The 23,981-nt window shown below is 30.9% G+C and carries 12 protein-coding genes and 2 pseudogenes; 3 read left to right on the top strand and 11 right to left on the bottom strand.

The window, feature by feature from the left end; all coding sequences use genetic code 11:
* Positions 1-300: 300 nt before the first annotated feature.
* A pseudogene (locus tag MKX29_RS12025) lies at positions 301-1,497 on the bottom strand (CDP-glycerol glycerophosphotransferase family protein); the annotation flags it as partial.
* A 101-nt stretch (positions 1,498-1,598) separates the two neighbouring features.
* On the bottom strand, positions 1,599-4,484 hold the full coding sequence (locus tag MKX29_RS12020) for a CDP-glycerol glycerophosphotransferase family protein (protein WP_340976532.1): 2,886 nt from the start codon (positions 4,482-4,484) through the stop codon (positions 1,599-1,601).
* A gap of 249 nt (positions 4,485-4,733) precedes the next feature.
* Between MKX29_RS12020 and tagD the strand changes: the two genes are divergently transcribed.
* Both tagD and MKX29_RS12010 read left to right on the top strand, forming a co-directional pair.
* Positions 4,734-5,126: a glycerol-3-phosphate cytidylyltransferase gene (tagD, locus tag MKX29_RS12015; protein ID WP_340976534.1), complete on the top strand. Its 393-nt coding sequence runs from the start codon at positions 4,734-4,736 to the stop codon at positions 5,124-5,126.
* Positions 5,126-6,310 carry a CDP-glycerol glycerophosphotransferase family protein gene (locus MKX29_RS12010; protein WP_340976536.1) on the top strand — a complete coding sequence of 395 codons (1,185 nt, stop codon included), beginning with the start codon at positions 5,126-5,128 and terminating at the stop codon, positions 6,308-6,310. Before tagD ends, MKX29_RS12010 begins: the two co-directional genes overlap by 1 nt.
* Before the next feature lie 1,021 nt (positions 6,311-7,331).
* On the opposite strand, the gene MKX29_RS12005 is transcribed toward MKX29_RS12010, so the two are convergent.
* Positions 7,332-9,749: an N-acetylmuramoyl-L-alanine amidase gene (locus tag MKX29_RS12005; protein WP_340976538.1), complete on the bottom strand. Its 2,418-nt coding sequence runs from the start codon at positions 9,747-9,749 to the stop codon at positions 7,332-7,334.
* A 253-nt stretch (positions 9,750-10,002) separates the two neighbouring features.
* Here MKX29_RS12005 and tagU point away from each other — a divergent pair, with 253 nt between their 5' ends.
* Positions 10,003-10,926, top strand: a complete 924-nt coding sequence (gene tagU / locus MKX29_RS12000; protein ID WP_251162155.1) for a polyisoprenyl-teichoic acid--peptidoglycan teichoic acid transferase TagU — start codon at positions 10,003-10,005, stop codon at positions 10,924-10,926.
* A 51-nt stretch (positions 10,927-10,977) separates the two neighbouring features.
* On the opposite strand, the gene tagH (MKX29_RS11995) is transcribed toward tagU, so the two are convergent.
* From tagH (MKX29_RS11995) to MKX29_RS11960, 8 genes and pseudogenes are all read right to left on the bottom strand, one after another.
* Positions 10,978-12,573, bottom strand: a complete 1,596-nt coding sequence (gene tagH, locus MKX29_RS11995; protein ID WP_289434673.1) for a teichoic acids export ABC transporter ATP-binding subunit TagH — start codon at positions 12,571-12,573, stop codon at positions 10,978-10,980.
* 121 nt (positions 12,574-12,694) lie between these two features.
* Positions 12,695-13,480, bottom strand: a pseudogene (gene tagH / locus MKX29_RS11990) (teichoic acids export ABC transporter ATP-binding subunit TagH); the annotation flags it as partial.
* 14 nt (positions 13,481-13,494) lie between these two features.
* Complete coding sequence (locus MKX29_RS11985) at positions 13,495-14,328, bottom strand: ABC transporter permease (RefSeq protein ID WP_289434674.1); 834 nt, start codon at positions 14,326-14,328, stop codon at positions 13,495-13,497.
* A 165-nt stretch (positions 14,329-14,493) separates the two neighbouring features.
* Positions 14,494-17,019 carry a glycosyltransferase gene (locus MKX29_RS11980; RefSeq protein ID WP_341105681.1) on the bottom strand — a complete coding sequence of 842 codons (2,526 nt, stop codon included), beginning with the start codon at positions 17,017-17,019 and terminating at the stop codon, positions 14,494-14,496.
* A gap of 33 nt (positions 17,020-17,052) precedes the next feature.
* Positions 17,053-19,056 (bottom strand): DUF6270 domain-containing protein, encoded by a 2,004-nt coding sequence (locus MKX29_RS11975; RefSeq protein ID WP_341105679.1) that lies wholly within the window; start codon positions 19,054-19,056, stop codon positions 17,053-17,055.
* 20 nt (positions 19,057-19,076) lie between these two features.
* Complete coding sequence (locus MKX29_RS11970) at positions 19,077-21,083, bottom strand: CDP-glycerol glycerophosphotransferase family protein (RefSeq protein WP_341105677.1); 2,007 nt, start codon at positions 21,081-21,083, stop codon at positions 19,077-19,079.
* 16 nt (positions 21,084-21,099) lie between these two features.
* A complete protein-coding gene (locus MKX29_RS11965; protein WP_341105675.1) occupies positions 21,100-22,704 on the bottom strand; it encodes a CDP-glycerol glycerophosphotransferase family protein in 1,605 nt (534 codons plus the stop codon).
* A 23-nt stretch (positions 22,705-22,727) separates the two neighbouring features.
* Entirely contained in the window at positions 22,728-23,909 is a 1,182-nt protein-coding gene (locus tag MKX29_RS11960; RefSeq protein ID WP_341105673.1) for a glycosyltransferase family 2 protein, read from the bottom strand.
* Between the last annotated feature and the right edge of the window lie 72 nt (positions 23,910-23,981).

Raw genomic sequence — 23,981 nt, 5'->3', positions numbered from 1 at the left:
CGGTCCTTACATAACTATCAGATTTACACTTGAAGCAAATATTTAGTTTTTCAAAAAACCGGTAGCTATCATAAGAGATTTCCTCTACACGCCCACCTAATACTAAATAAAACTCTACACCTCCTAAACTCACAAAATTCACTTTACCAAAGCCATTGACTAGTAACCAGCATTACTTTTAATATCGACAATTAGTCTTATGGTTTTACAATTTATTATAGTTTATAGCCCTTTTGATACAAAAAATATTATAATTCTTTAGTCTTGATTATAAAAAAAGAAACCCCAAATCGAGGTTTCTTAACTTTCATTATTTTTTAATACCTTCTTAACTACCTGCATACTTGAATCCCCATTCTCTAAATAACAAAATCGATTAAAGAAGGGTTCAAAACTTTCATCTAGCTTCTTACCATCTTCTATTAATTTAATTTCTTTTAACACTTCTGAAGTTGTTTTAACTAATGGGCCTGGTGCTTCTTTTTCGAAATCAAAATAGAATCCTCTTAACTGATCCCTGTAGTTATCTATATCATAGGTAAAGAAAATCATTGGGCGTTTCAAGTTTCCATAATCAAAAAACACTGATGAATAATCCGTAATCAAGATGTCTGATATGAGATATAATTCTCTTATATCTTCATAACTTGATACATCTTTTGCAAATTCCTCATACATAGATAAATCCATATTTTCCGCAATTAAATAATGCATTCGCATAAGTATAATATACTGATTACCTAATTCTTTTTTCATTTTTTCTAAATCTAATTTTAGGTTAAATTTATATTTACCCACACTATAATATTCATTATCTCTCCAAGTTGGAGCATATAAAATAACCTTCTTATTAGAGGGTATTTTTAATTTTTCTTTTATTCCATTAATAACTGCTTCTTTTCCATTATTTAATAGTAAAAAATCATTTCTTGGATACCCAGACTCGATCATATCTTTATCAAAGCCAAATGCTCTTCTAAAAATATCTGTTGAATATCGATTTGGAGAAATTAAATAATCCCACTTCCCAGATTCATTTAAGAAATTTCGCTTATAACGATCCGTATCGGTTCCAGGCATATGCACTTCTTCCATATCAGCAGCAAGTTTTTTTAACGGTGTACCATGCCATGTCTGCAAATATATTGTATTCTTAGGTTTCGGAATCCAAGAAGGCGTTCTACTATTAAATACCCAATATTTAGCTCTGGCCATCTTTAAAAGCCACGGTATAGAAAAACGGTTTATTGTTTTAACCCCTTTTACTTGAAAAGAAGCTGAGTATCTTGGATCTACACTCCAATACATTTCATAATCAGGGTAATTTACTTCGATATACTCATAAATCGCACGAGGATTACAACTAAACTGTTTACCCAAAAAACTTTCAAAAATGATTAGGTTATTCTTTTTTGGTAATAAACCTACTATTTTAAAAGCTATTTGATAAGCTTTTTTTATAATACGGTGCCTTTTCACCTTTGTAATCAACTTCCTAATCACCAAAATTTCCTCCCAAAAAACTAGATGGGGAATAAGTTATTTAGCTTTTTGCCAAATAAATTCTCTTATACCTATTAATTCCCCATCTTCTTTTACTATTTGCTCAAATGGTTAATACAATTATAGATTCTATCATTATTATTATTATCTAACACAGAAAATATATCAGATTTTCGTGACAAAATATCTGGTCTCTCTTTAAAATTCCTTAAAACTGCTTCTTCAATTTTTTCGACTAATTCTTCATGTGAAGTAACGATATCTCCGAGAAAAGTTTCTTCTATTGGTCTTAATATGCCGTTTGCAAAAAACAAATCGGAATCAAAATGAAAATATATCACAGGTTTACCTAAGAAAGTAAAATCAAATGAAACCGAAGAATAATCTGTTACCATAATTGAATTTTCCTTCAAAAGCTCCTGAACACTTTTTTCTCCAAATTCAACAAGTTTAATTCTGTCATTATTCATTGGAACATGATCTTTAATATATTGTTGCATTCTATAATGAGGATAAAAATTCAATTTCAAATTATATTTTTCTAGCATCAAAGATAATTCTTGAGATTGAATAAATCCAATGTATTTTTCAAAATAACTAGACTGGATTAAATTTTCCTCACTATTTATCCACTCTCTCCATGTAGGTATGAGTAGTATTTCTCTTTTTGGATGATGATTTTCTTGGAGCTTATCAAACCTAGCTAAACCAGTAACTACCACTTCGTCTTCATTATATCCAAATTGCTCTACGACCATATCTTTTTCTGCCTGGGATGAAACAATGAATAAATCAAAAGGGTATTCATAGTAAACCTTATGATATGGAACATTTTTCCTACCTAAAACCCCATGCTGCAAAAAGATTTTTTTTGCTTTTCTATAGTTCTCATATTTTATTCCTTTAAAAGGAAGTATATAATCCAAATCATGAGTACCAATAAATGCACTTGCCTGTAAGCTTTTTTTAATATGTTCCATACTGCCTATTTCCAGCACGTTTCCTAATGCTAGAACTTTCTCAATATCAGGTGATTTTCCATCAATAACATAATAAATCTTTAACTCAGGAAAATGATTACGACAGTACTCAAAAAATCTATACCCATTATCTTGAGCTGTATCAGGCCTTTCACCAACAAGCCATACTTCTTTACTTTGAGATGCATCAGAAATAGATTTCATTTCTTTATAAAGCTTAGTCTCAAAGATAAAGCTTTCGAATTTGATATTCCCTTTCGGTGTGGTTGTTAGATTATACTCATAAGTTTGATTATCTTTCTTTGAAGTGAAATCAAGGAATACCTTATCTTTGAAATACGTATAATCTCTTAATCCTAACTTTACTTTTCTAAAGAGTGACTCTCCTTCTAATATTAAATAAAAGTCAATTATCTCTTTAAATTCATCAACAATTAAACTTAGTTCATTTGTCGGAATCGCAACCTTGAAGTCTTTTCCATTTTTAACTTCCACTTCATATCTAACACTTTCCATATTCCTTCTATTAATTAATTCTACAAAAGGCTGATACTTTAAATCTTCTCTTACGAATTTCGAATCAAAATATATTTGTCCTTCTAAGTTAAAATGATGATTTTGAATATAGAATTTGTTAACAAACTTGTTCAAACTTGCACGAGAATATACTAGTGAAAGTTTATTGTATCGAGTACCATAAAATTCATAGAAATAACAATCCATGTGATTCTCGAATACATATGTTGTTTCATCTTTTACTTTATTTATATTCTGATCCACAATTCTAAAATCGATATATTGAGATTCATTTATTTTAATACCAATAAATAAATCCCACCTTCTCGGCCTATCAAGTGCATCAAAACCTAATATAGCATAGTCTAATTCTGTGTATATCAAGACTGTATCTTCTTTTACTTCTCTAAACATCTTGATGCTAGTAAATTCATTTGTATCCCTTTGTCTAAGGCGTAAAAATACATCTGTTGCTTTTTCATCAAGAATGCTTAATTTATCCTTCGAACTTTCAATTGTTAATGTGATTTTTTTCTCTTTTCTTATAAAATTAATTGTATTAGGTCGAATAGATAAATATCTTGTATATGAAAATATCTTTCCATTTATGACTTTAGTCCGAAAATGCATCGTCTCACGATGTGTAGGAATAAAAAATTCAATAGTATTTTCTTTCATTTTTTCGTTTCTTACATACATAGGGAAACGGAAACTTTGGGTGTCATAATCAACGGTAATAAAAAACTTCCATTTCCCTTTAACAGCAAAGGTACTGTTTTCCAATGCAATATTTGCTTTGAATTGCTTTCCATTTATATACATAGGTGCTTTAACACTATAACCATTAGGCCTTCTGATTTCCAAGAAGAATTGCTCTTTTAATATTTCCTTGTCTAAAATGCTATTATCAATAAAGCCACTTAATTTAATTGAATTTTCTTCATGTTGAATAGATTCAATTGTATTGGGGATATCATAAACAGATTTCATTTCTCCATTTAGATAACTTGTTTTAAAGAACACTCGATTATGTCTATCCCATCTAAGTAAAAATAAATGAGTATTACTTAGAAAGTATTGAAAGTCTTTATAAATAAATTCATCTCCGAACCGAACTCTTACCCTTTTCTTACCAACAAGTATGGAAACATGGTATGTCCGTTTATTGGATGGTAAATCAAAATCATTTTTGGGTATAATAAATTCGTATATATTTGAAGACTTTTCCTTTATAATACTCTCTGCTTTGTGAAATACCTCACCGTTTTTAGTATGAAAGAGAAGTTTTACATTTTTCTGATTTGATACCTTACTTGAATATTTAATTTTAAACATAATATTCAAGCCATCTTCAATTATATCGATTAATTCGCCGTAATGAAGTAAATTATTGATAATATACTCTTTAGCCTTTTGCTTTTCAGTTTTTAATTTACGATTAACTTTTCTTTTAACTTTTTTTGTGAAGTCAAACATACTATTCATATTTATTGTAAAAACCTTCTTTCAGTTAAACATATATATAATCCACATTTTATCTAATAGCAATTTTAGACGAATATTAATTGCTATTCAACATTTACTTTATTAATTAATATTTGCCACTTCTATGTAATAATTACTAATACTTGATAAAAAAAAATATATATCATAAAATAAAATAATGAGTATAATCCATAGGAAATATTATCAAATCTTATAAAGCTGATGTCAAATACTCGGAGGTAACCTCTTATGAAAAAGATAATAACATACGGTACATTCGACCTACTTCACTGGGGTCACATTAATCTTTTAAAAAGAGCCAAGAGCCTTGGTGACCATCTAACAGTTGCTATTTCTTCTGATGAATTTAATAAATTGAAAAGTAAAGAATCCTACCACTCTTATGAAAACAGAAAAATGATTCTAGAATCAATTCGATATGTCGATAAAGTAATTCCAGAAAACACCTGGGAACAAAAAGTAGAAGATGTAATCAAACACAATATTGATATTTTTGTAATGGGCGATGATTGGGAAGGGAAATTCGATTATCTCAATGAATATTGTGATGTAATCTATTTACCAAGAACTGTTGGTATTTCTACTTCACAAATCAAGAAGGATCTTTTTAAAGTGAAGTAATGATTAGAGAACTCTTTATATTCGTTTATTTATTTACTTTCCGTCTAATTTTCCAATTGTTTAAACTTTTCCCTATGGAAAATAAAGTTGTTTATGTTGCTTCTTTTTTAGAAAATACTATCAATGTATATAATGAACAAAAGCGACAAGATTATACTTGTCGCACTATTTTTTTAACCCGGAGAGACTTCGTAGAGTTTTTCAAACAACATACGGCTGATAACGCTGATATTTTATTATTTGATTTTCGCTCACCTTATCAATTTATTAAAGGCATATATCACTTAGCTACTTCTAAAGTTATTTTAGTAGATAATTACTTTGGGTTTTTATCAACGATTAAGTTTAAAAAGGAAGTAACTTGCGTCCAACTATGGCATGCGAATGGAGCTATAAAAAAGTTTGGTTTATTAGATCCTGGGAATGATACACGAACCACCGCTGCGAAGAATCGTTTTCATAAAGTTTATAATCAATTTCACAAGATAATCGTTGGTTCAGATAAGATGCAGGAAATTTTCAAACAAGCTTTTGGCTTAGATAATTCGAGATTTATCAAATCTGGTATCCCACGAACAGATATCTTCTATGATAAAGTGCTTATAGAAGAAAAGAAGGAATATATATTTACTAAATACCCTCAATTAGATGGTAAGAAGATTATTCTATATGCACCTACTTATCGAAATGAAGATTTCGAAAACTTCAAGTTACATCTTGATCTACATCTAATGAACAGAGAGCTTTATGAAAAAGGATATATTTTAATACTTAAGTTACATCCCACAATTAGAAAAGGGTTAGAAATACCTTATAATCTCACTGATTTTGTCTATGATTTTTCGAAAACATATAATACCAATGATTTACTCTTTATTACTGATATGTTGATTACCGATTACTCTTCCGTACCATTCGAGTATTCCATATTGGAAAAACCTATGATTTTTTATCCCTATGATTTTGAAGAATATAAAAGAGAAAGAGGTTTTTGGGAAGAGTATAATGAATTAGTTCCTGGACCAATAGTTTTCTCAACCGAAGAAATTATATCAACAATTGCTGAAAATAACTTTAATATACATGAAATAAAAAAGTTTAATCAAAAGTGGAATCAATATTCAAAGGGAAATTCTAGTAAAATACTAGCCAAATATATATTATCAATTATAAATAGCAATTAATTTAATACTTTGCTGTTATTAACATCTCTCTAGTTTACTAAAAAACTTCTCAGATTGTAAATGTCCCCTTTAAGTAGACATTCAAAAAGGCCTTCATGTTACCATGAAGGAAAGAATGCTACTTGGAGGGGATTTTTCTATGGCAAAAAAAAGGGAAAACTTTTAATAGCTATTCGGAAGAGTTAAAACATAATGCCTTCATGAAATATGTGAGTGGGTCTGGAAGTTATAAGGAATCCGTAACTGCAGCCAGCTTAAAGTGTGGGTTAAGAAATGGAAAGAAGTAGTCCATGAGCGTAAAGGAGTTTCTTATCCTATAAAAGGCAGGCCTAGGACCTAATCAAAAAATGGTAACGGATATCACATTTATGTCTGTTGGCGAAGAATAATTTTTATTTATCGGTCATACAGGATCTCTTCAAAAACGAAATAGTAAGTTGGGATCTAGCCCGAAGAAATGATTTGGAACTTGTGTTAAAAACAGTAGAGAAATGGACAAAGAAAAAAGACGTGGCTGGAGCCGTTCTCCATTCGGATCAGGCTTCCAGTACACGTCAAAAATATACAGCAACCGATTAAAGGATTATGACATCAAAAGCAGCCACTTTCGCAATGGAAACTGCCTGGTCAATGCCTGTATAGAATCATTCTTTTCACACCTCAAAACCGAGAAGCTGTACATAAGTAAAGTGTATGGGAGAAGAACTAGAGCAAGCTCTTTAGAATTACATTTACCATTACAATTACAAAAGAAACTAAAGAAACGCGCGCCGATTGAATATCGAAACGCGCTCACTGCTTAGCTTTTATTATGGTCTACTTGACAGCGACAAGACCAGATTAATTAAAACTGAGAAGTTTTTCTTACAATAATTATACAATTTATTAAAATATTAAGAAAATAACCAAATTATTATTTTTTATTTAGCTAAGAAATTGATCATTAAAACATAATAAATAACCTCTTGCATCAATCAAAAGGTGATCCTTTTATAAGAACCACCTCTTTAAAATTTAAATCTCAATTAAAATATTGATTCAAACCGTTATAAATCCCCTTAGCTGCTTTTTTCTGATAAGCTGCTTTCGTAACAACATCATATTCTGCTGGGTTTGAAAGAAATCCTAACTCTACTAAGACTGCCACATTTTGATTCTCACGAATGACATGGAAGTTCCCATTATTTTTAACCCCACGATCTCGTAACCCTGTTTCAGCGACAACGCCATCTTGAATCAATTGGGCTAGCTCTCGTTCATTCTCATTAGAAGGTAAATAATAGGTTTCAATTCCATTAGGACTAGGGTCTGGATTTGAATTATAGTGAATGCTAATGAAAGCATCTGCACTATATTGATGGCTAATTTCTACACGTTCAGCTAATGTCAAATATACATCAGTAGACCGAGTCATGATTACCTCAGCTCCTGCGGCATTCAAATAAGAACGCAGATAATTAGCGGTGTTAAGATTCAAGTCTTTTTCTATGCCCATTGCCCCTGGGTCATGACCACCATGTCCAGGATCAAGCACAATAACTTTTCCTTGTAATCCTTTTTCCATCGTATTCGTTTTAATATAACCAGTTTGAGCTTTTCCATTTACAAACACAGTCACTTCATACCAATTCGATGTAAAGGTTTTATATTTAATTTTGGAACCTTTACTATAAGTTTTCAAGACACTAGACGTATTAGAGGCCTTTGTATAAACTGTCACTTTTGATTGTGCTGTACCTGTTAATGTTTGTTGTGGGTTCTTACTATTTTCAACATCTTTTTTATTGATATAACCTGTTGTTGCTTTTCCATTTACATAAACAGTTGCTTCGTACCAGTTGTCAGTATACGAACGATACTTAAGGATGGATCCAGAGCCATAGCTTTTCAGCACATTAGCTGAAGTTGATTCGTTTGCATACACCTTTGTTGGCGAGGCCAAAGCCACTCCTCTATAATCAGTTCTAGCTGCATCCTCGTCAATAGTTGCGCTTTTTTGAATATAGCCTGTTGTTGCTTTTCCATTTACATAGACAGTTGCTTCATACCAATTCTTCGTGAAAGTTTTATATTTAAGGGTACTACCTTCATTATAGCTTTTTAGGATACTTGAGCTTGTTGAAGTACTGCTATATACATTGACACGTTTTTTTGCAATGCCACTGAGTGTCTCTTGCTTCGCATCATCATTGATTACATCACTTTTATGAATATAACCTGTAGTCGCTTTTCCATTTACATAGACAGTCGCTTCATACCAATTCGCAGTATGTGTTCTGTATTTAACACTTGTACCTTCATTATAGCTTTTCAGCACATTAGATGATTTTGATAATCCGCTATACACATTGAGTTTTTCATTTTCCACCACACCATTTAACGTAGATTGTGGTGTGTTTTCTGGAATCACATCATCTTCATGAATGAAGCCATATTGCCATTTACCATTAGCATAAACTTTCGCTTCATTCCATTGAGAAGAATATGTTTGATACACGACCGTATGTCCTTCATTATAACTCTTTAAGACATTCGAGTTTTTAGACGGTGTAGCATAAACATGTAGATTCTCGTTATAAACGATTCCTCTCGAACTCTCTTGCTTTTCAACAAGTAAGTCAACATCATCACTATTGATGTAACCTGCTACTGCCTTACCCTTTACATAAACAGTTGCTTGTAGCCATTGATTATTCGACTTTTCAAATTTAAGAATTTTACCTTGAGAGTAGCTCTTTAACACTGTAGAATTTCGACTGGATTCTGTGTAAACATTTGTGGGGTTTTTAAGTGCGACACCTTGTACAGTAACTAAAGCTTTACTCATAAGCATTCTTGATTTTACAGGTTGCTCATCACTTACTTCCTGTTCATCTGGTAGCGCTTGTTGTGCTTCATCTTCTTTTAATTCATCTGTTTGACTTTCTTCTTCAGTGAGTTCATCCTCTTCAGTAAGATTATCTTGTCCTTCTGTTGAGTCGATAGGAGTATTCTCCTCACTTACCGCCTCTTCCTCATTAGGAGCATTCTCTTGCGCTTCTTCTGTCAAAGGGGTCTCAATCGTTTCTTCCTGTTTCTCACCGCTTAACTCTTCTTCATCAGGTTTATCTTGAACAATCGCATATTGATCAATTTCTTCATTAAGGACGTAACCTAGTACTTCATTATCTTCTTCGTCCTTTGTTTGAATATAAGAGTACTCGTCCCCTAGTTCTACGATATCAAATACTGAATCTTTAATTAAATGAAATAAAATCTCGCTTTCTTGTGAATCTTCAAGATATACAGCAACTTGTTGCTCTTCATTTACAACATATGTAATTGGTTCTTGTTCAACACTTTTATTATTTATCTCATTCGCATATCCTATATTCGAAGTTAAACCGAATACTAATAAAGCAATAAGAAACATGGAAATATGTTTCTTTAGTTTAGTCATTTTCTCCTCCTCTTCTAAAGTTATGATACTTTATAACTAATTTTCCAGTAGTGCTAAATTCTACATACCCCACATTCATATTAACATATTAAAATATGACAGTATTTATTATTTTTTTTACATTCACTTTACGAATAAGAAGAACTTTTGTCTAATATTGTCTATTTTACATTTATTTTATATCCACCGAACTAATAATTTGGTATTCTATAACATATATCAATCAAATTAACATTCGTATGGGGGAAAAGAAATGCGTAGCCAACCTAAGAAAAAGAAGCCGTTATGGTTAAAAATAACTGGTTCTATTGTTCTGTTAATGGTCATTGCAGTTGGCATCTATGGGTTTATGGTCTATCGTTCTGTTTCAGGGGCTGTAGAAACGATGCATCAACCAATCAAGTATAAAACAGAGAAAAGAGAGCAGGAGCTTACACTGACTAAACAAGAGCCATTTTCTGTTTTAATGCTCGGAGTAGATGAAAGAAGCGGAGACAAAGGGCGTTCAGATACAATCATTGTTATCACTGTTAATCCAAATGACCAATCAATGAAAATGTTAAGCATCCCAAGAGATACACGTACAGAAATTGTCGGTAAGGGCTTTGATGATAAGATTAATCATGCTTATGCGTTCGGCAATGAGGAAATGGCGATGGCCACGGTGGAAAACTTCCTTGATATCCCAATTGATTATTATATCAAGGTAAATATGGAAGGATTTAAAGATATTGTTGATGCGGTTGGAGGCATTACAGTTAACAGTTCCCTCTCATTTGAACAAGGGAATTCTTCCTTTACAGAAGGGGCAAACACCTTAAATGGCGACGAAGCATTATCCTATGTCAGGATGAGAAAAGAAGATCCAAACGGTGACTTCGGTCGTCAAGACCGTCAGCGTCAAGTGATTCAAGGAGTCATTAAAAAAGGGATGAGCCTTAACACACTCACAAACTATGATGACATCTTAGATGCGTTAGGCAAGAATGTTAGAACGAACTTGTCTTTCAATGAAATGCGTGATATCCAAAAAAATTATAAAAATGCAGTCGGAAAAATTGACCAGCTAACCATATCCGGCAATGGTCAGCGTATCAATGATGTTTGGTATTTAATCGTTTCAAATGAAGAGCAATTAAAAGTACAAGAAGAATTGAAATCACACCTAGATATATAAGAAAAAAGGTCTTATTCTATCAACCTATGAGGTGAAGAATAAGACCTTTTTTTAACTTCTTTTAATCAACTGAAGTGAGCTTATTGTTCCATCTTCTACTCCTTGAAATAAGTAATCAAATTCTTCTCCATGATATAAGAAAGATTTCGTCTCCTCTAACTCCATATCTGGTTCTCCCAATTGATTAAATAAGGTATCTGTAGATGGACCATTCATATCAATAATCACACCATTGATTACTTCATCTTTGTAAATATATTCTGCATGTTCAAAAGGTTCCTCCATCACTTGCCCTTTCCCTAAAGTGTTCATAACAGTTTCTAGAGGGAAATTAGGACCGACAATGCCATTTAATTTGGTCTCAATCTCTTGATCAACAACTGTATTATTTAATCTTGCCAAAACCGTTGTACTAACCCAGCCTTCTTCATTATCATTTAGTTGGATTTTAGCCCATCCTTCTTCTTCTTCTAATACTTCATATGGAAAACCAAAAACAGCAAAGTCTATAGCTTCACTCTCCATTGTTGGTTCTTGTCTTATATTAGCACTTGAGACCGTTACATACCTAATATCTAATGATTCATCCTTTAAACCTTCTTCTACAGCTTTTGGTTCTTCTGATGCTACAGGTGATTCATTTTGGTTGGTCTTCACAGTCGAATTCGATGAGTGATAGTTATTTATAAGAAATAGAGTGCTAACGGATAGGAGTATTAAGAGTGTACTTAATCCTAAAATAAATTTCCATTTTTTACGACTAGGTTTTGTACGTTTTTTTACTCTTGAACTTCGCTGAATATTACTAGAAACAACGTTAGCATTATTGGTTTCAATGTTGTCAGTATAATTATTCAACTGACTGCGCCTATCTAAAATATCCTGTCTGAATTTCTTCTGTTCCTCTTTGGTTAGTGATTTAAAATCTTTTAGGAACTTTTCATATTTTGGAATAATTTCACCGATAGTGCCGTAATCTCTCACTTCTCCCGCCTCTAGCCATAATGCTTTATCACAGAATTTCTTTACCTGTGCAATACTATGACTAATAAAGAAGATGGTTTTACCTTTTTGTTTAAATTCATTCATCTTATCTAAACATTTATCAGTAAAGGTTTGGTCACCAACCGAGAGGGCTTCATCAATGACAATAATATCAGGATCAATATTTACAGAAATGGCAAAGCCTAATCGTGACTTCATACCACTAGAATAGTTTTTAACTGGTTGGTCAATAAACTTACCTATATCAGCAAAGTCAATAATCTCAGGCATCAATTGCTGAATTTCTCTCTTATTAAACCCTAGCATGAGACATTTTAATTCAATATTCTCTCGACCTGTTAATTGATTGTTAAGACCTGATGCAATAGCAATAAGCGATGCACTACCATTAATCGTTATATCACCTGTGGTAGGAGGTACTACTCCTGTAATAAGATTGGACAGTGTAGATTTTCCAGCACCATTAATACCAATCACACCAATGACATCGCCTTGATAAGCAGTGAAGTTGATATGCTGCAATCCGTAGAAATCTTCACCGTATCCTTTAGGTACGAATATATCTAATAGTTTTTCTTTATTGTTTTGATACATTTTAAAACGCTTCGTTACATTCTCAAAATGAACTGATTCAATGGCCATATCTTTTTCCCCATTATTTATTAAATTAGTCCTTTTTACTATACCAAATTTTGCAAAGAAAAAAAGGCTAAAAATCAATTTAGCCTCACTCTTCATAAACATTTATTTAATTTGTAACAAGTCCTGCTTGCTTCTTCATTGCCTTTTCTTTAAAGGCACGCTTCTCAGAAGCACTCATCGCTTTATATTCCTTTAAGAAAGCCTGATATTTTGGCATGACTTCTTTAATCGGCCCAAACTCTCTCACTTCACCATACTCCAGCCAAAGTGCTTTCTCACAGAAACGATTCATTTGACCAATCGAGTGACTAATAAAGAAAATTGTTTTCCCTTTTGCTTTAAACTCATTCATCTTATCTAAACATTTATCGGCAAATGTCTGATCACCGACTGAAAGTGCTTCATCAATCACTAATATATCCGGATCAATATTTACAGAAATAGCAAAGCCTAAACGTGATTTCATCCCACTGGAATAGCTTTTGACCGGTTGATCAATAAATTTACCTATATCAGCAAAATCAATAATTTCCGGTTCTAACTCTTTAATCTGCGCTTTACTAAAACCGAGCATCAGACATTTTAATTCGATATTTTCGCGCCCGGTCAATTGATTATTCAAACCTGAATTGACAGCAATTAATGCCGTCTTCCCATTTATGGTTACCTCACCTGTAGTAGGTGGGATAATGCCGGCAAGGATATTGGACAGAGTGGATTTACCCGAACCATTCACTCCAATAAATCCAACAACGTCACCTTTTTCAGCTGTAAAACTAACATTTTGCAACGCGTAAAAATCTTCACCATAACTTTTCGGTAATAAAATATCTAATAACTTTTCCTTATTACCATCATACATTTTATATTTTTTCGTTATATTGTTTAAAACAACTGAATGTTCCATAATTCACATCCATCTTATAGAAAGTCTACGAAGCGATCTCTAAATTTCACATGTAAAATCGAACCAACGACAAATAATAGTATAGTAATTCCCCAGAAATAAAGGCTATATTCCCAATTCACAAATGGATACCAATTTAGACCTAAGATTGTCGCACGATATCCTTCTGCTAAGTAATAAATCGGGTTCAGCTGCATTAATGTTGGCACAATCTCAGGCTCAAGTTCATATGGTGGCCATAAGAAAGGTGATACATAGATGAGAATCCTCACTACTGATTGAATAGCCATTTGAAAATCACGTACAATTGTTGAAATAGTAGAGGTGATCAGTGATAGCGAAACCAAGAATATTAAGGTCGCTAACATCATATAAGGTAATTGTATATAATATACAGAAATTGGATAACCCATAAATTGGAACATAATGAGTACAATAACTAGTAACATTAAATGTTGATAAAGCTTTGCAAAAATCACATAGGTAGGTATGACACTCATTGGGAAACTCATTTTGGATACCATCTTAATTCTCGAATAAACCGATTTCGAGCCCATTGTGATCGATTGATTAATAAAGAACCAAACGACTATGCCTGATAACATCCATGAAAAATAAGGAATAGCATCCCCATCACCCATTTTTACATCAGGTCTACCAACAGCTTTAAATATCCCATAGCCAAACACAAACCAATAAATCGCAATTTGAATCATAGGGTTTATAATTTCCCATAGAATCCCTAAATAGTTGTTTCTGTTCGCACTTTTCATTTCATAAACAGAAAGGCGTCTAACTAAATAAAAACTTTTGATTTGTTCTTTTAAAACTGTCACTACAGAACGCATGCGTTTTTCCTTTCCGTGCCTTTAATTTTCTTTTAACAATGAATTACTCTCCCCGAGAAAATATTTTATCATTGAATGATGAAATTGTCATTTTCTGTTGCGACAGAGCAAAAATAAAAAGGGAATTAAAAGATGAATAATTCCCTTACATTGCCGATAACAATATTATAATGATTTCCCTAGTACTTTACCATAAAATTGGTTTAAGGCTTCTTGATTATATTGTTCATCATGAAATGAACTTCTCTTAGGTAAACATTTTTGTCGGTAACGCTCAACAAATTGAATTAACTTTTCAGCCAATGCTTCTTGATTGTTCTCTACTAACTCACCATAGCCTTCTTTAAGGACACTTCTAACACCTGTTACATCTGTTGCTATAATCGGTTTACCTATAATCAATGTTTCGAGTAGAACGAGTCCTTGACCCTCATAATTTGAAGAAAGAACAAAACAATCACACTGATTAATAAGAGCAAAGGGATTAGATAATTGTCCCACCAATATAATGCGATCATTCATTTTTAGCTTCTTAATAAGAGATTGCAATGATTCTTTTAGTGGTCCTTCCCCAACGATATAAAGCTTAATATGCTGATCATATTGGTATAAAGCCCAAAATGCATGAATTAATTTTTCATGACCCTTTTCAGGTGAAAGTCTACCAACAGTGACAAAGTTTACATCTACCTCTTCAGGAGCTATGACTCCTTGAATAGTTAACTTAACAGACTCTGCTAATTGGTCCGTAACAAGATAATTATTCCCGTTCACTTCGATATAATCATATTGATTCATCAGTGTCTTCACACGGTTACTATCAACAAGATTATTAACATATGTCATTTTTTTGTGACTATCTGGTACTAACTGCTCTAAGTTTTTCATATTCGTTTCGTGTGTCGATTCTGCTACTGAGATGATTCTATCATAATATTTATAAATAGAAAAAATCACTTTTAGATTCTTTTTATGTTTAAATTTTCCTTTGATTTTCTTATTAAATTCTTCCATCATATCGTTATGAAGATAAATAGATTTATTCTTTATTCGCGAAAAGGCAAATAGGAGACTCCAAAAATCATTATAACCACCAAAATTTATTGCATGATCAAATTTCACGTCTCCAACTAACCGGCGAAACTCATTATAATATAAATGTGCCGGTAGTACCTTTTCTACAATTTGTCCACTGACACCACGATTCAAGATCCATTGATGTTTATAGCTATCAAGAACTGTTCTACCGAGAACCCCAGGTCGATAAATAAAATGAACATTAGGATTAGCTCTTTTAATATTTACCCATTTTTCTTCAGAACCTTTCGGATTCTCTATGACAACCACTTCGTATTTATCATAATCAACCGCATCTAATAAGGTTAAAGCAGACATCGTTATACCATTATTATAGAAAGCTCCGCAATACATAATAATTTTCTCTTTTTTTGTTTCCGTTTTGATTAAATGCTTTTGTTCATTGTCTACTAAGATTGATAACAGTCTTGAAGCAGCCTGGCCATCATCATTATAACAAAACTGTTCTTGATATTCTTTGTACTTCTCATTATATTTCTCTTGCTCTAAGTCGATATTTTTAATATGCACAATCACTTCTTCTAGCTTTTGAGTGAGTAGTCCAGGTAATTGATCAATCGGGAGGTAGAATCCTCTTTCATGACTATATTGTTCAATATCATCTCCATAGAAAATGACTGAACGCCCTGTCGGTAAGAAGTCAAAAAAGATGCTAGAATAATCAGTTATTAAAATATCGACTGCTGATAGCAATAAATTTGTGTCCATGCCATTTGGTACACATAGCTCTTGTTTTTGGTTTTCCTCAAAGTACTTAAAGGTAAAATAATGAGACTTCAATAATACAGTATAGTCACTGCCTAATTCCCTCTTTAAATGGAGGACATCCTGAAGTAGTTGCTCACTCATATCTGCCTCATTTCCTACCGTCCCCCGCCACGTTGGGGCATATAAGATCACCTTAGTTCCACTCGTTACCCCTAACTGAGATAATATATCCTTACTTGAAGCAGCTAACGTTCGATCGACACGAGGATAACCAATATCAGCAACCCATCCTGGAAAAATTTCGTAAATACCATGTGAAGACAATAGTTTTTCATATGTAAATTGATTAGGACTAACCAATATATCCGTTTGTAATAAATTCCGCTGGATATTCATATGATCAGTCATGCCCGCTTGTTTAATATCTCTTCCTAACGTCTTAAGGGGTGTCCCATGCCATGTATTCACATATACCTGACCTTCTCGTTTAATGAAATAATAAGGAAAGGACGTATTATTAATTAGATATTTAGCAGTAGCTAAGTATCTTAAATAAAGATCATCATCTACTGCTACAAATTTTATATTTTTTCTTTTTGGTAATGTGTCTACAAAAGAATCGGTTTCATTCACAACTATAATATGAAGAAACTGATCGAAATCAGTTCTTTTTTCAAACGCTAAAAAAATAGCTAATGGATTACACGTAAAACTTTTACCATGATATGCCTCATACAAAATCACTCGATCTTCCACTTTTAAATGATTCACATAATAATTATACTTCGCGCGAATCTTAAACCGTTCATTCTTAATATAATCACGTATAGGTTGTTTAATAAAAGGAACTTTGCGACTGAAGTATTTAATGACACTCTTGGCCAAGTATAGTGCTCCTCTCGGTTTTTTTATAATTGTTTAATTTATAACTTTAATTAACTTCTCATTTAAATATTTCATAAACTCCTTATAATAACCTGACTCATAGTGTGGAGGTTCTGCTTTATTCCCTAAAGGGTAAAGTTCATCTCCTATAAAATTTGTTTTTGTTAAATCAATTACATTCACGCCTGGTATTCTACTAATAAAGTAATTATCTAGCCTATCCCAGAATAAATTTCTTTCTTTTATATAAACCTTGTCCTGAAATTCCCTGATTACTCTGTTTGAATCAAGATATTCTTGGGCATATCGACCAGAAGTGAGAAATATTCTATTTGGTGGAAAAATAGTCAATAATTCTTCTATAAATAGATCTGCAGCTTTCTTCCACAATTCAAAGAAATTTTCTTCATTATCATGAGTAATTAACTCTACGTTACCTTTCATTTGATTTAGAAAATCAGTTTGCGCCAAGATATATGATAGAGTAAGATATTTATCCTCACCTACTCTTAAACAATTATGGGTAGCATCTATATCAAGGTCCAGTATAAAAATATCTGCACCTGATTCTCTTAAATCCGTAAAAAATGTCTTATCGAAGTCCCTACGAATAAATGGTTTCATAGATTCTTTTAAATTTTCTATTACAGATAAATCTATTTTTATTTGCTTTGACATTAAGCTTATTAAAGATGAGTGAAATTGGGTAAATACCACTTTATAATTTTCTTTATAATCCGGATTAAAATAATTCATAGAATTAAATGGATTCCTACTAAAGCATGTTCCTAATATTGCTACTTTAATGCTTGGGGTAACCTTTTTAGAAACATAAAGTGAGAGTTTTTTTGATTTATTTACATACGGTTTAATTTTCTTAAACTCATCTAATTCAAAGTAATTGAAAGTTCCCTGCTCATTTAGTTCATAATTATCTATCATATATATAGCAGAATGATTAATTGAATTTTTCAACTCTATAAATATATCCCAATTATTATTCATTATGGCCAATGTTATCGGAAAGTCATTCTTTAAATCTAGATCTAAGAAGAATTCATTTTCGTCATTAAGAGCAGTTTTGAATTTTTGAGCAGATCCATAAGATATCTCTTTCCCAAATATATTTCTCTGTTTTATAATAATTGAACATTCTTTAATAGTTTGCAAAGACACTATATTACCTTTTAATTCTAATTTTCCTGAAATAGAGTTATAATACACTTCTTTTACACTTGTTTTTACACTATCTTCCTTTAAATATAGACTTAATGTATTACTCTTTGTTTTATAAGGCTTGATAAGATAAAAGTTATTATTTACTAATGGATAATATTCAAAGTTAATTTCATTTAAGTTATTAATTTTCATTTGGTATTTATCTGTGTATTGCATTTCTGTAATTACAATTATAATATCAAATATTTTATAACCCAAATCACTATCTGGAATATTGATTGGTAATGAAAATGCCAATATTCCGTTCCTTTTTTCAATTTGCTGACCATGAATACAAAGTACCCTATTATTCTCTCTATTTCTTAATTCAAAATGAAAACTACTATTTTGATTATACGAAAACTCTTTCTCTAAAGCCACTTCACCACTTAATAAACCATTTTTATAAAGTAAAGAATCAACATAAAAATTGTTTTTATTATTAATAACAGCAAAAAAAAGTTTATTTGATTCATTGTTAATCTCAAGTTCAAACATTTTATAATGGTATTTTGCATTATTTAAAGAGCTAAGGGAAATATCAATTTCTTCACCATTTATTTCACAACAAATTTTCCATCGTATATTTTTTTGAGGATTTATGATCGCCTCTTTTAAACTGATAATTAAAGTATTCTTATTATAATCAATTTCATAAGATACATTTAGCTTTTCAATAGGTGCATACTTTATACCTGTTTTCTTTACGAAATATAAATTTAAACTTTCAGACTTGTTAAAATTAAAACCCAATAACTCCAAATATATATCACTATTAGTTTCTGTAAATCTATAACTATTAATAAGAATGGTATTCATCGATTTCACTCACACAACCTTTATAAATTATCAATGGCTTGATAAATCCTTGCGCTATTATTCTTATCCTTATAAGCGAAAAATTCACTAGAAAAATCCTCATATTTTTTCTCTATGGGAAACCCCTTTTCACAATAACTAATTAGGCTTCGTATTAGTTCTGATTTGGTAGTATGGATCTCACCAAAGTCAGAATAGGATAATTCTTTCACTGGCCCATGATGGTTATTGTATGGATCAAACTGGTATAATAATACCGGTTTATTCATATAAAGAAAATCAACCATCACTGAAGAATAATCAGTAATTAACAATGAACTTTCTTTAATTATTTCTGAGAGGACCGTTTCATTCTTAGATAAAAATTCAATATTAGGGTGCTCGAATTGAAAATCTTCCAAGAACTGTTGCATTTGATTGTGTATATAGAACTTAACTTGTATATTATTTTTTTCAATGACATCCAAAAATTCTTTGTTTCTAATTAATCTATAATAGTTATTATAATAATCCGATTTAATAAACTCACTCTTATTTAATTGAAAAAGTGCTCTTCTCCAAGTTGGCATGATTAATATTTGATTTTTATTCTCAATATCGTATAAGTTATCATATCTGCTTAGACCTGTTATCTTTATTTCGGTGTCATCATACCCTAGTGTATCCCTTATTATTTCTTGTTCAATCTTAGAACTAGATATAAATAAATCCTGGTGATACTCTTCTTTTGCCAAATAAGGTGCAATATTATGGATTATAACACCGTGCTGGAGTGTAACTTGCTTTTTCTTTTTGACTTGTTTTTGAAACAGATTATCGAAATTTATTTTACCTATCGGAAATGAAGTCTCTTTAAAAACCCATGCACTTATATACTTATCTGCTACTAACATATATATCCAGTGTCTTAAGCTTGAATGTATTATTACATTCCCCGATTCTGTAACTTTTTCCAAATCTTTAGAGTCTTTATTTATTAAATAAAAAACTTTTTTATTAGGGTAAGTTTCTCTACAATATTTAAAAAAGTGATAACCATTATCTTCGGCTTGATCAGCCCTTTCACTTATTAACCAGACTTCGTTTCCAATATATTTTACTTTATAAACAAAACTTATCATTAGTATTAATAATTTAAATACTTTAATTTTGAGATCAGAAAATATTTTGCTCAAACTCCTTAACGGCTTTGTTATTTTCCATGACAAAGATTCTTCAATTGGATATGATTTAATTTCCTTTTGTAGAAACCCAAAATAGTTGTACCAATGTCTTTTACCCCTTAAAATCCTTATATAATATATTGATTCTTCATAAAATCCATCTTTCACCAGTTCAATAAAATCTATGTACCCTTCTAGCCCCCACTTTTTAATATCTTCTATTTCTAGGATGTTGAATAATGAATTAACACTTTTCAAAAGTAGAAATTGCTTAGTTTCTATCAATTCTTCCGTAAAATATTTATTATCAATTATTTTCAATACATCCTGTACTAGTACTTGTAACAATTTTTTATTTTTCGATTCCTTTAATACAGCAACATCTATAAATTCGCATAAATCAGTAATTGCTAAATCAACTGTATAATGCCGATCAGTTTCTAATACATTTTCTAAATAATATATACTTGGAGTATTTATATAAAAGTCAACATATATATCCCATAGTAAAGGTTTATTGATTTTATTTATACCTTTATTAATCAATGCTGCTTTATTAATTATTCTAGGACTTATTATATCTATACCAAATGTTTTTACTCCTAGGGACGTACTAAACACGGTTTGATAAACTTCATTATCCTTTGATAAAACCCTATCTATAAATTTGGTAAACCTTGACTCATTGAATTGATAATTTCTATCTAAAAATAACAAATCACTAGTGTTAATATCATTTAAAAAAATAGATCCATTCTCTACCTTCTCAACAATCTCTAATTGCCCTTTTCTTTCCATGCTTCTTAAGAAATCAGGTGTCTCATAATCTTGGTTAGTTCCAAGATATATAATTGATAAACCCATAATATCCCCCTATACATCATCTTTTATCTAAGAAATCTTTTATCGCTAAAAATATTCTGGAGTTGTTATCTTGATCGATATACTCAAAAAATTCCGTTCTCATTTTTGAAAATTTCTCTTTTTCTTGGAAGTTGTTCTCCCTATAGGACTGCATCGTAGTTAAAACATCGTTAGAGTTATAGACAACATCACCAAATAATTCTTTATCTAATTTCAAATAGCTCCCCTGCTTTGTCAAATAGTCTTTTTGATCAAATTGAAAAAAAATGATTGGTTTTTTTAAATAAAAAAAATCCCATGCAACACTAGAATAGTCTGTTATAAGAAGTGAAGCTTCTTCTAATTCATCTTTAACTGAATTTTCCTCATAGTTTTTAATTTTTATTTGTCTATATCCATTAAACAAACTGCTATATTTTGTGAATTTAGGATGCAAGAAAAAAACCACTTCTATATCATTATTTTTGAGAATTCTCTCACTTTCAATATCAATAATCAATTGATGATATAAAGAAAAATATTCCGTATTTAGAAATTCTTCAACTGATAAATCTTCTAACCAACTTCTCCATGTGGGCATTATTAATATTTTCATGTTTTTAGTTGTCTTAGATTTTAAATTATCCCATCTCGATAAACCAGTTATCACTATTTCATTTTCGTTATAACGAAAATATTTTTTAATTAAGTCTTTTTCATATCGTGACGAGGTAATAAATAAATTTGTGCTATTCTTATTCATTTTATTAAAGATTTGGTGAACCTGTTTTAAACCGATAATTCCATGCTGTAAAAAAATGTGCTCTTTTCTATTTAGAATGAATCTAATTGGTCCTTTATTTAATCTAATATCATATATATGAGCTTTTGATTCAGAAGAAATTAATAAAGAAGATGACAGGAAATAAAGCATAAATTTAAAACTCATGAAATATATAACCTTATCATCATAGTCTTTAACTATACCAATATCGGGAGATTCCTTTTTTATAACATAATAATAATTTTTTCTCAGGCCATTTAAATAGCAGTACTTAAAAAAACTGAAGCCATTATCTTGTGCAAAATTACTATTTTTTTCATATCCTAGCCAAATTTTCTTATTTACTAAATATGGCCTTAAAATAACAAATACAATAAAAGCCATAATCCACTTATATTTATTTTTTTTACTTTCATATGATTTTTTCTGCTTAAAAAGAATTGATAAGTTGCTATGATATGTTATATAAGGTGATATGTGGTATTTTTTGTTTATTAAAACTTGGGGCTTTGATAAGAAACCATGTACTCTTAGCTTTATTTTGGGTTTTAAAACCTTAAGCCTATAAAGGCTACTTTCTTCCCCAACTGTAAACTCTATATAAAAATCATAATAATGGACTTGCCATTCAACTTCATTTAACCTCATACAAAAATTAAAACAAAAGTCCCTTTTTACTACATCATTAAATTCAACTATATTTATCTCTTTACCATTCTCTCTTTGTTTCAAAATCAAGCGTATAGAGTAACACGGTGTATTAGGTTCAATTTGTAAACTGATTCTGCCTCTTAACAGCTTATTAGTTAGTTTATATGAAATTAATTCCGGGCTTTTTTTCAATGGATTCACTCTCATAATATAAATCCTTCTTATACTTTTTAGCGTTCTTGTATTTTATATTTTTTAAAGTTTATATTACGAAATAAATTTCTTCGCTTTTGATTGATTAATCTTAAGGTTTTAGTAAGCTTCCAAGATTTACTCTGTAAAAAACCTACCTGTCTATCATACTGTTTTTTTAGCGCGTTCGTTTCTGTATACCAATATTTTCTTGAAACATGAATTTGTATATAATTCATTGCATGGTTAATTTCGCCTTTTTGCAACAAACTCACTATTGGATATTCTAATGTAAAATATTTCTTTATTAAATTAGAATCATAACTTACCATTACATAACTTATTTCAAGTAATAACTCCTGTCTTTTCTTTTTTGATAGAGAATTAAACGCAGGATCTAATAGTTTCCAAAAGATAGAGCGTAATGCGTTAATTTGAAAATATTTATATTCATCTTCTTTTAAGAGGGGTCTTATATTTAAAGCAGCTTTACAATCATTTAGAATAGTAGATTCTAGATCTTGCTGTGTCATTGACAAATTTTCATCATCATCTCTAGTCCTATACATATATACTGTTTCAGGTATGTATGTAAATTTTTCTGCCTTCGTAAAAAGCATCATATCATAAATTTTATCTTCCCCATTTTTCATGCCCTCTATAAAGCTTAAATTATTCTTCTTTATAAATTCTGTTTTTACCAATTTTAAATAAACCCCTGTTTTCACTTGCAAGAAAAAAGGGACCATTTTTATATTCACATTGTAATAACTCTTTTTCATTAAATAATCTCTAAATGTTATGTGTAACCATGTTTTTCTTTTTGGATCGCTATCTCTAAAGCTCTCCATTTTACCCATGACAAATTCAGATTCATATTTTTCTGCATTATTATAGAGAATTTCATATGCATTTTTTGGCAAAAAATCATCAGGGTCTAGAAAAATCGAGTACTTTCCTAGTGCATAATTAATTCCTACGTTCCTTGGCTTTCCTGGAGCACCTGAGTTTACTTCTAATCGAATCACTTTTACATTAGTATATTTATCAACATAAGATTGTAAAATACTTGCTGTACTATCAGTTGAACAATCATCAATAAATATTATTTCCAAATTCTCAAAACCAATCGTTTGATGTAATAATGAATCAAAACACTCATCTACGTATTTTTCTACATTATAAACAGGCAATATCACCGATATAGATGGTACTGTCACTTACCCACACCTCTTTTTTGATATCATTATTTTACTTCCTATAAAGATTAAAAGTCCCTCAATTTGAGGGAC

Origin of the sequence: Cytobacillus sp. FSL R7-0696, from assembly GCF_038006865.1 — a bacterium.
Lineage (GTDB): Bacteria > Bacillota > Bacilli > Bacillales > Cytobacillaceae > Cytobacillus > Cytobacillus kochii.
Note: the sequence above shows the minus strand (reverse complement) of the source record. Positions and strands in the feature narration are given on the sequence as shown.

What these genes read in the sequence shown, in the direction of transcription:
- MKX29_RS11985 (WP_289434674.1), bottom strand. Translation starts at nt 14,328, where the DNA reads ATGCGTTCTGTAGTGACAGTTTTAAAAGAACAAATCAAAAGTTTTTAT.
- tagH (WP_289434673.1), bottom strand. Translation starts at nt 12,573, where the DNA reads ATGGCCATTGAATCAGTTCATTTTGAGAATGTAACGAAGCGTTTTAAA.
- tagD (WP_340976534.1), top strand. Translation starts at nt 4,734, where the DNA reads ATGAAAAAGATAATAACATACGGTACATTCGACCTACTTCACTGGGGT.
- MKX29_RS11975 (WP_341105679.1), bottom strand. Translation starts at nt 19,056, where the DNA reads ATGAATACCATTCTTATTAATAGTTATAGATTTACAGAAACTAATAGT.
- MKX29_RS11965 (WP_341105675.1), bottom strand. Translation starts at nt 22,704, where the DNA reads ATGAGAGTGAATCCATTGAAAAAAAGCCCGGAATTAATTTCATATAAA.
- MKX29_RS12020 (WP_340976532.1), bottom strand. Translation starts at nt 4,484, where the DNA reads ATGAATAGTATGTTTGACTTCACAAAAAAAGTTAAAAGAAAAGTTAAT.
- MKX29_RS12005 (WP_340976538.1), bottom strand. Translation starts at nt 9,749, where the DNA reads ATGACTAAACTAAAGAAACATATTTCCATGTTTCTTATTGCTTTATTA.
- MKX29_RS12010 (WP_340976536.1), top strand. Translation starts at nt 5,126, where the DNA reads ATGATTAGAGAACTCTTTATATTCGTTTATTTATTTACTTTCCGTCTA.
- tagU (WP_251162155.1), top strand. Translation starts at nt 10,003, where the DNA reads ATGCGTAGCCAACCTAAGAAAAAGAAGCCGTTATGGTTAAAAATAACT.
- MKX29_RS11970 (WP_341105677.1), bottom strand. Translation starts at nt 21,083, where the DNA reads ATGGGTTTATCAATTATATATCTTGGAACTAACCAAGATTATGAGACA.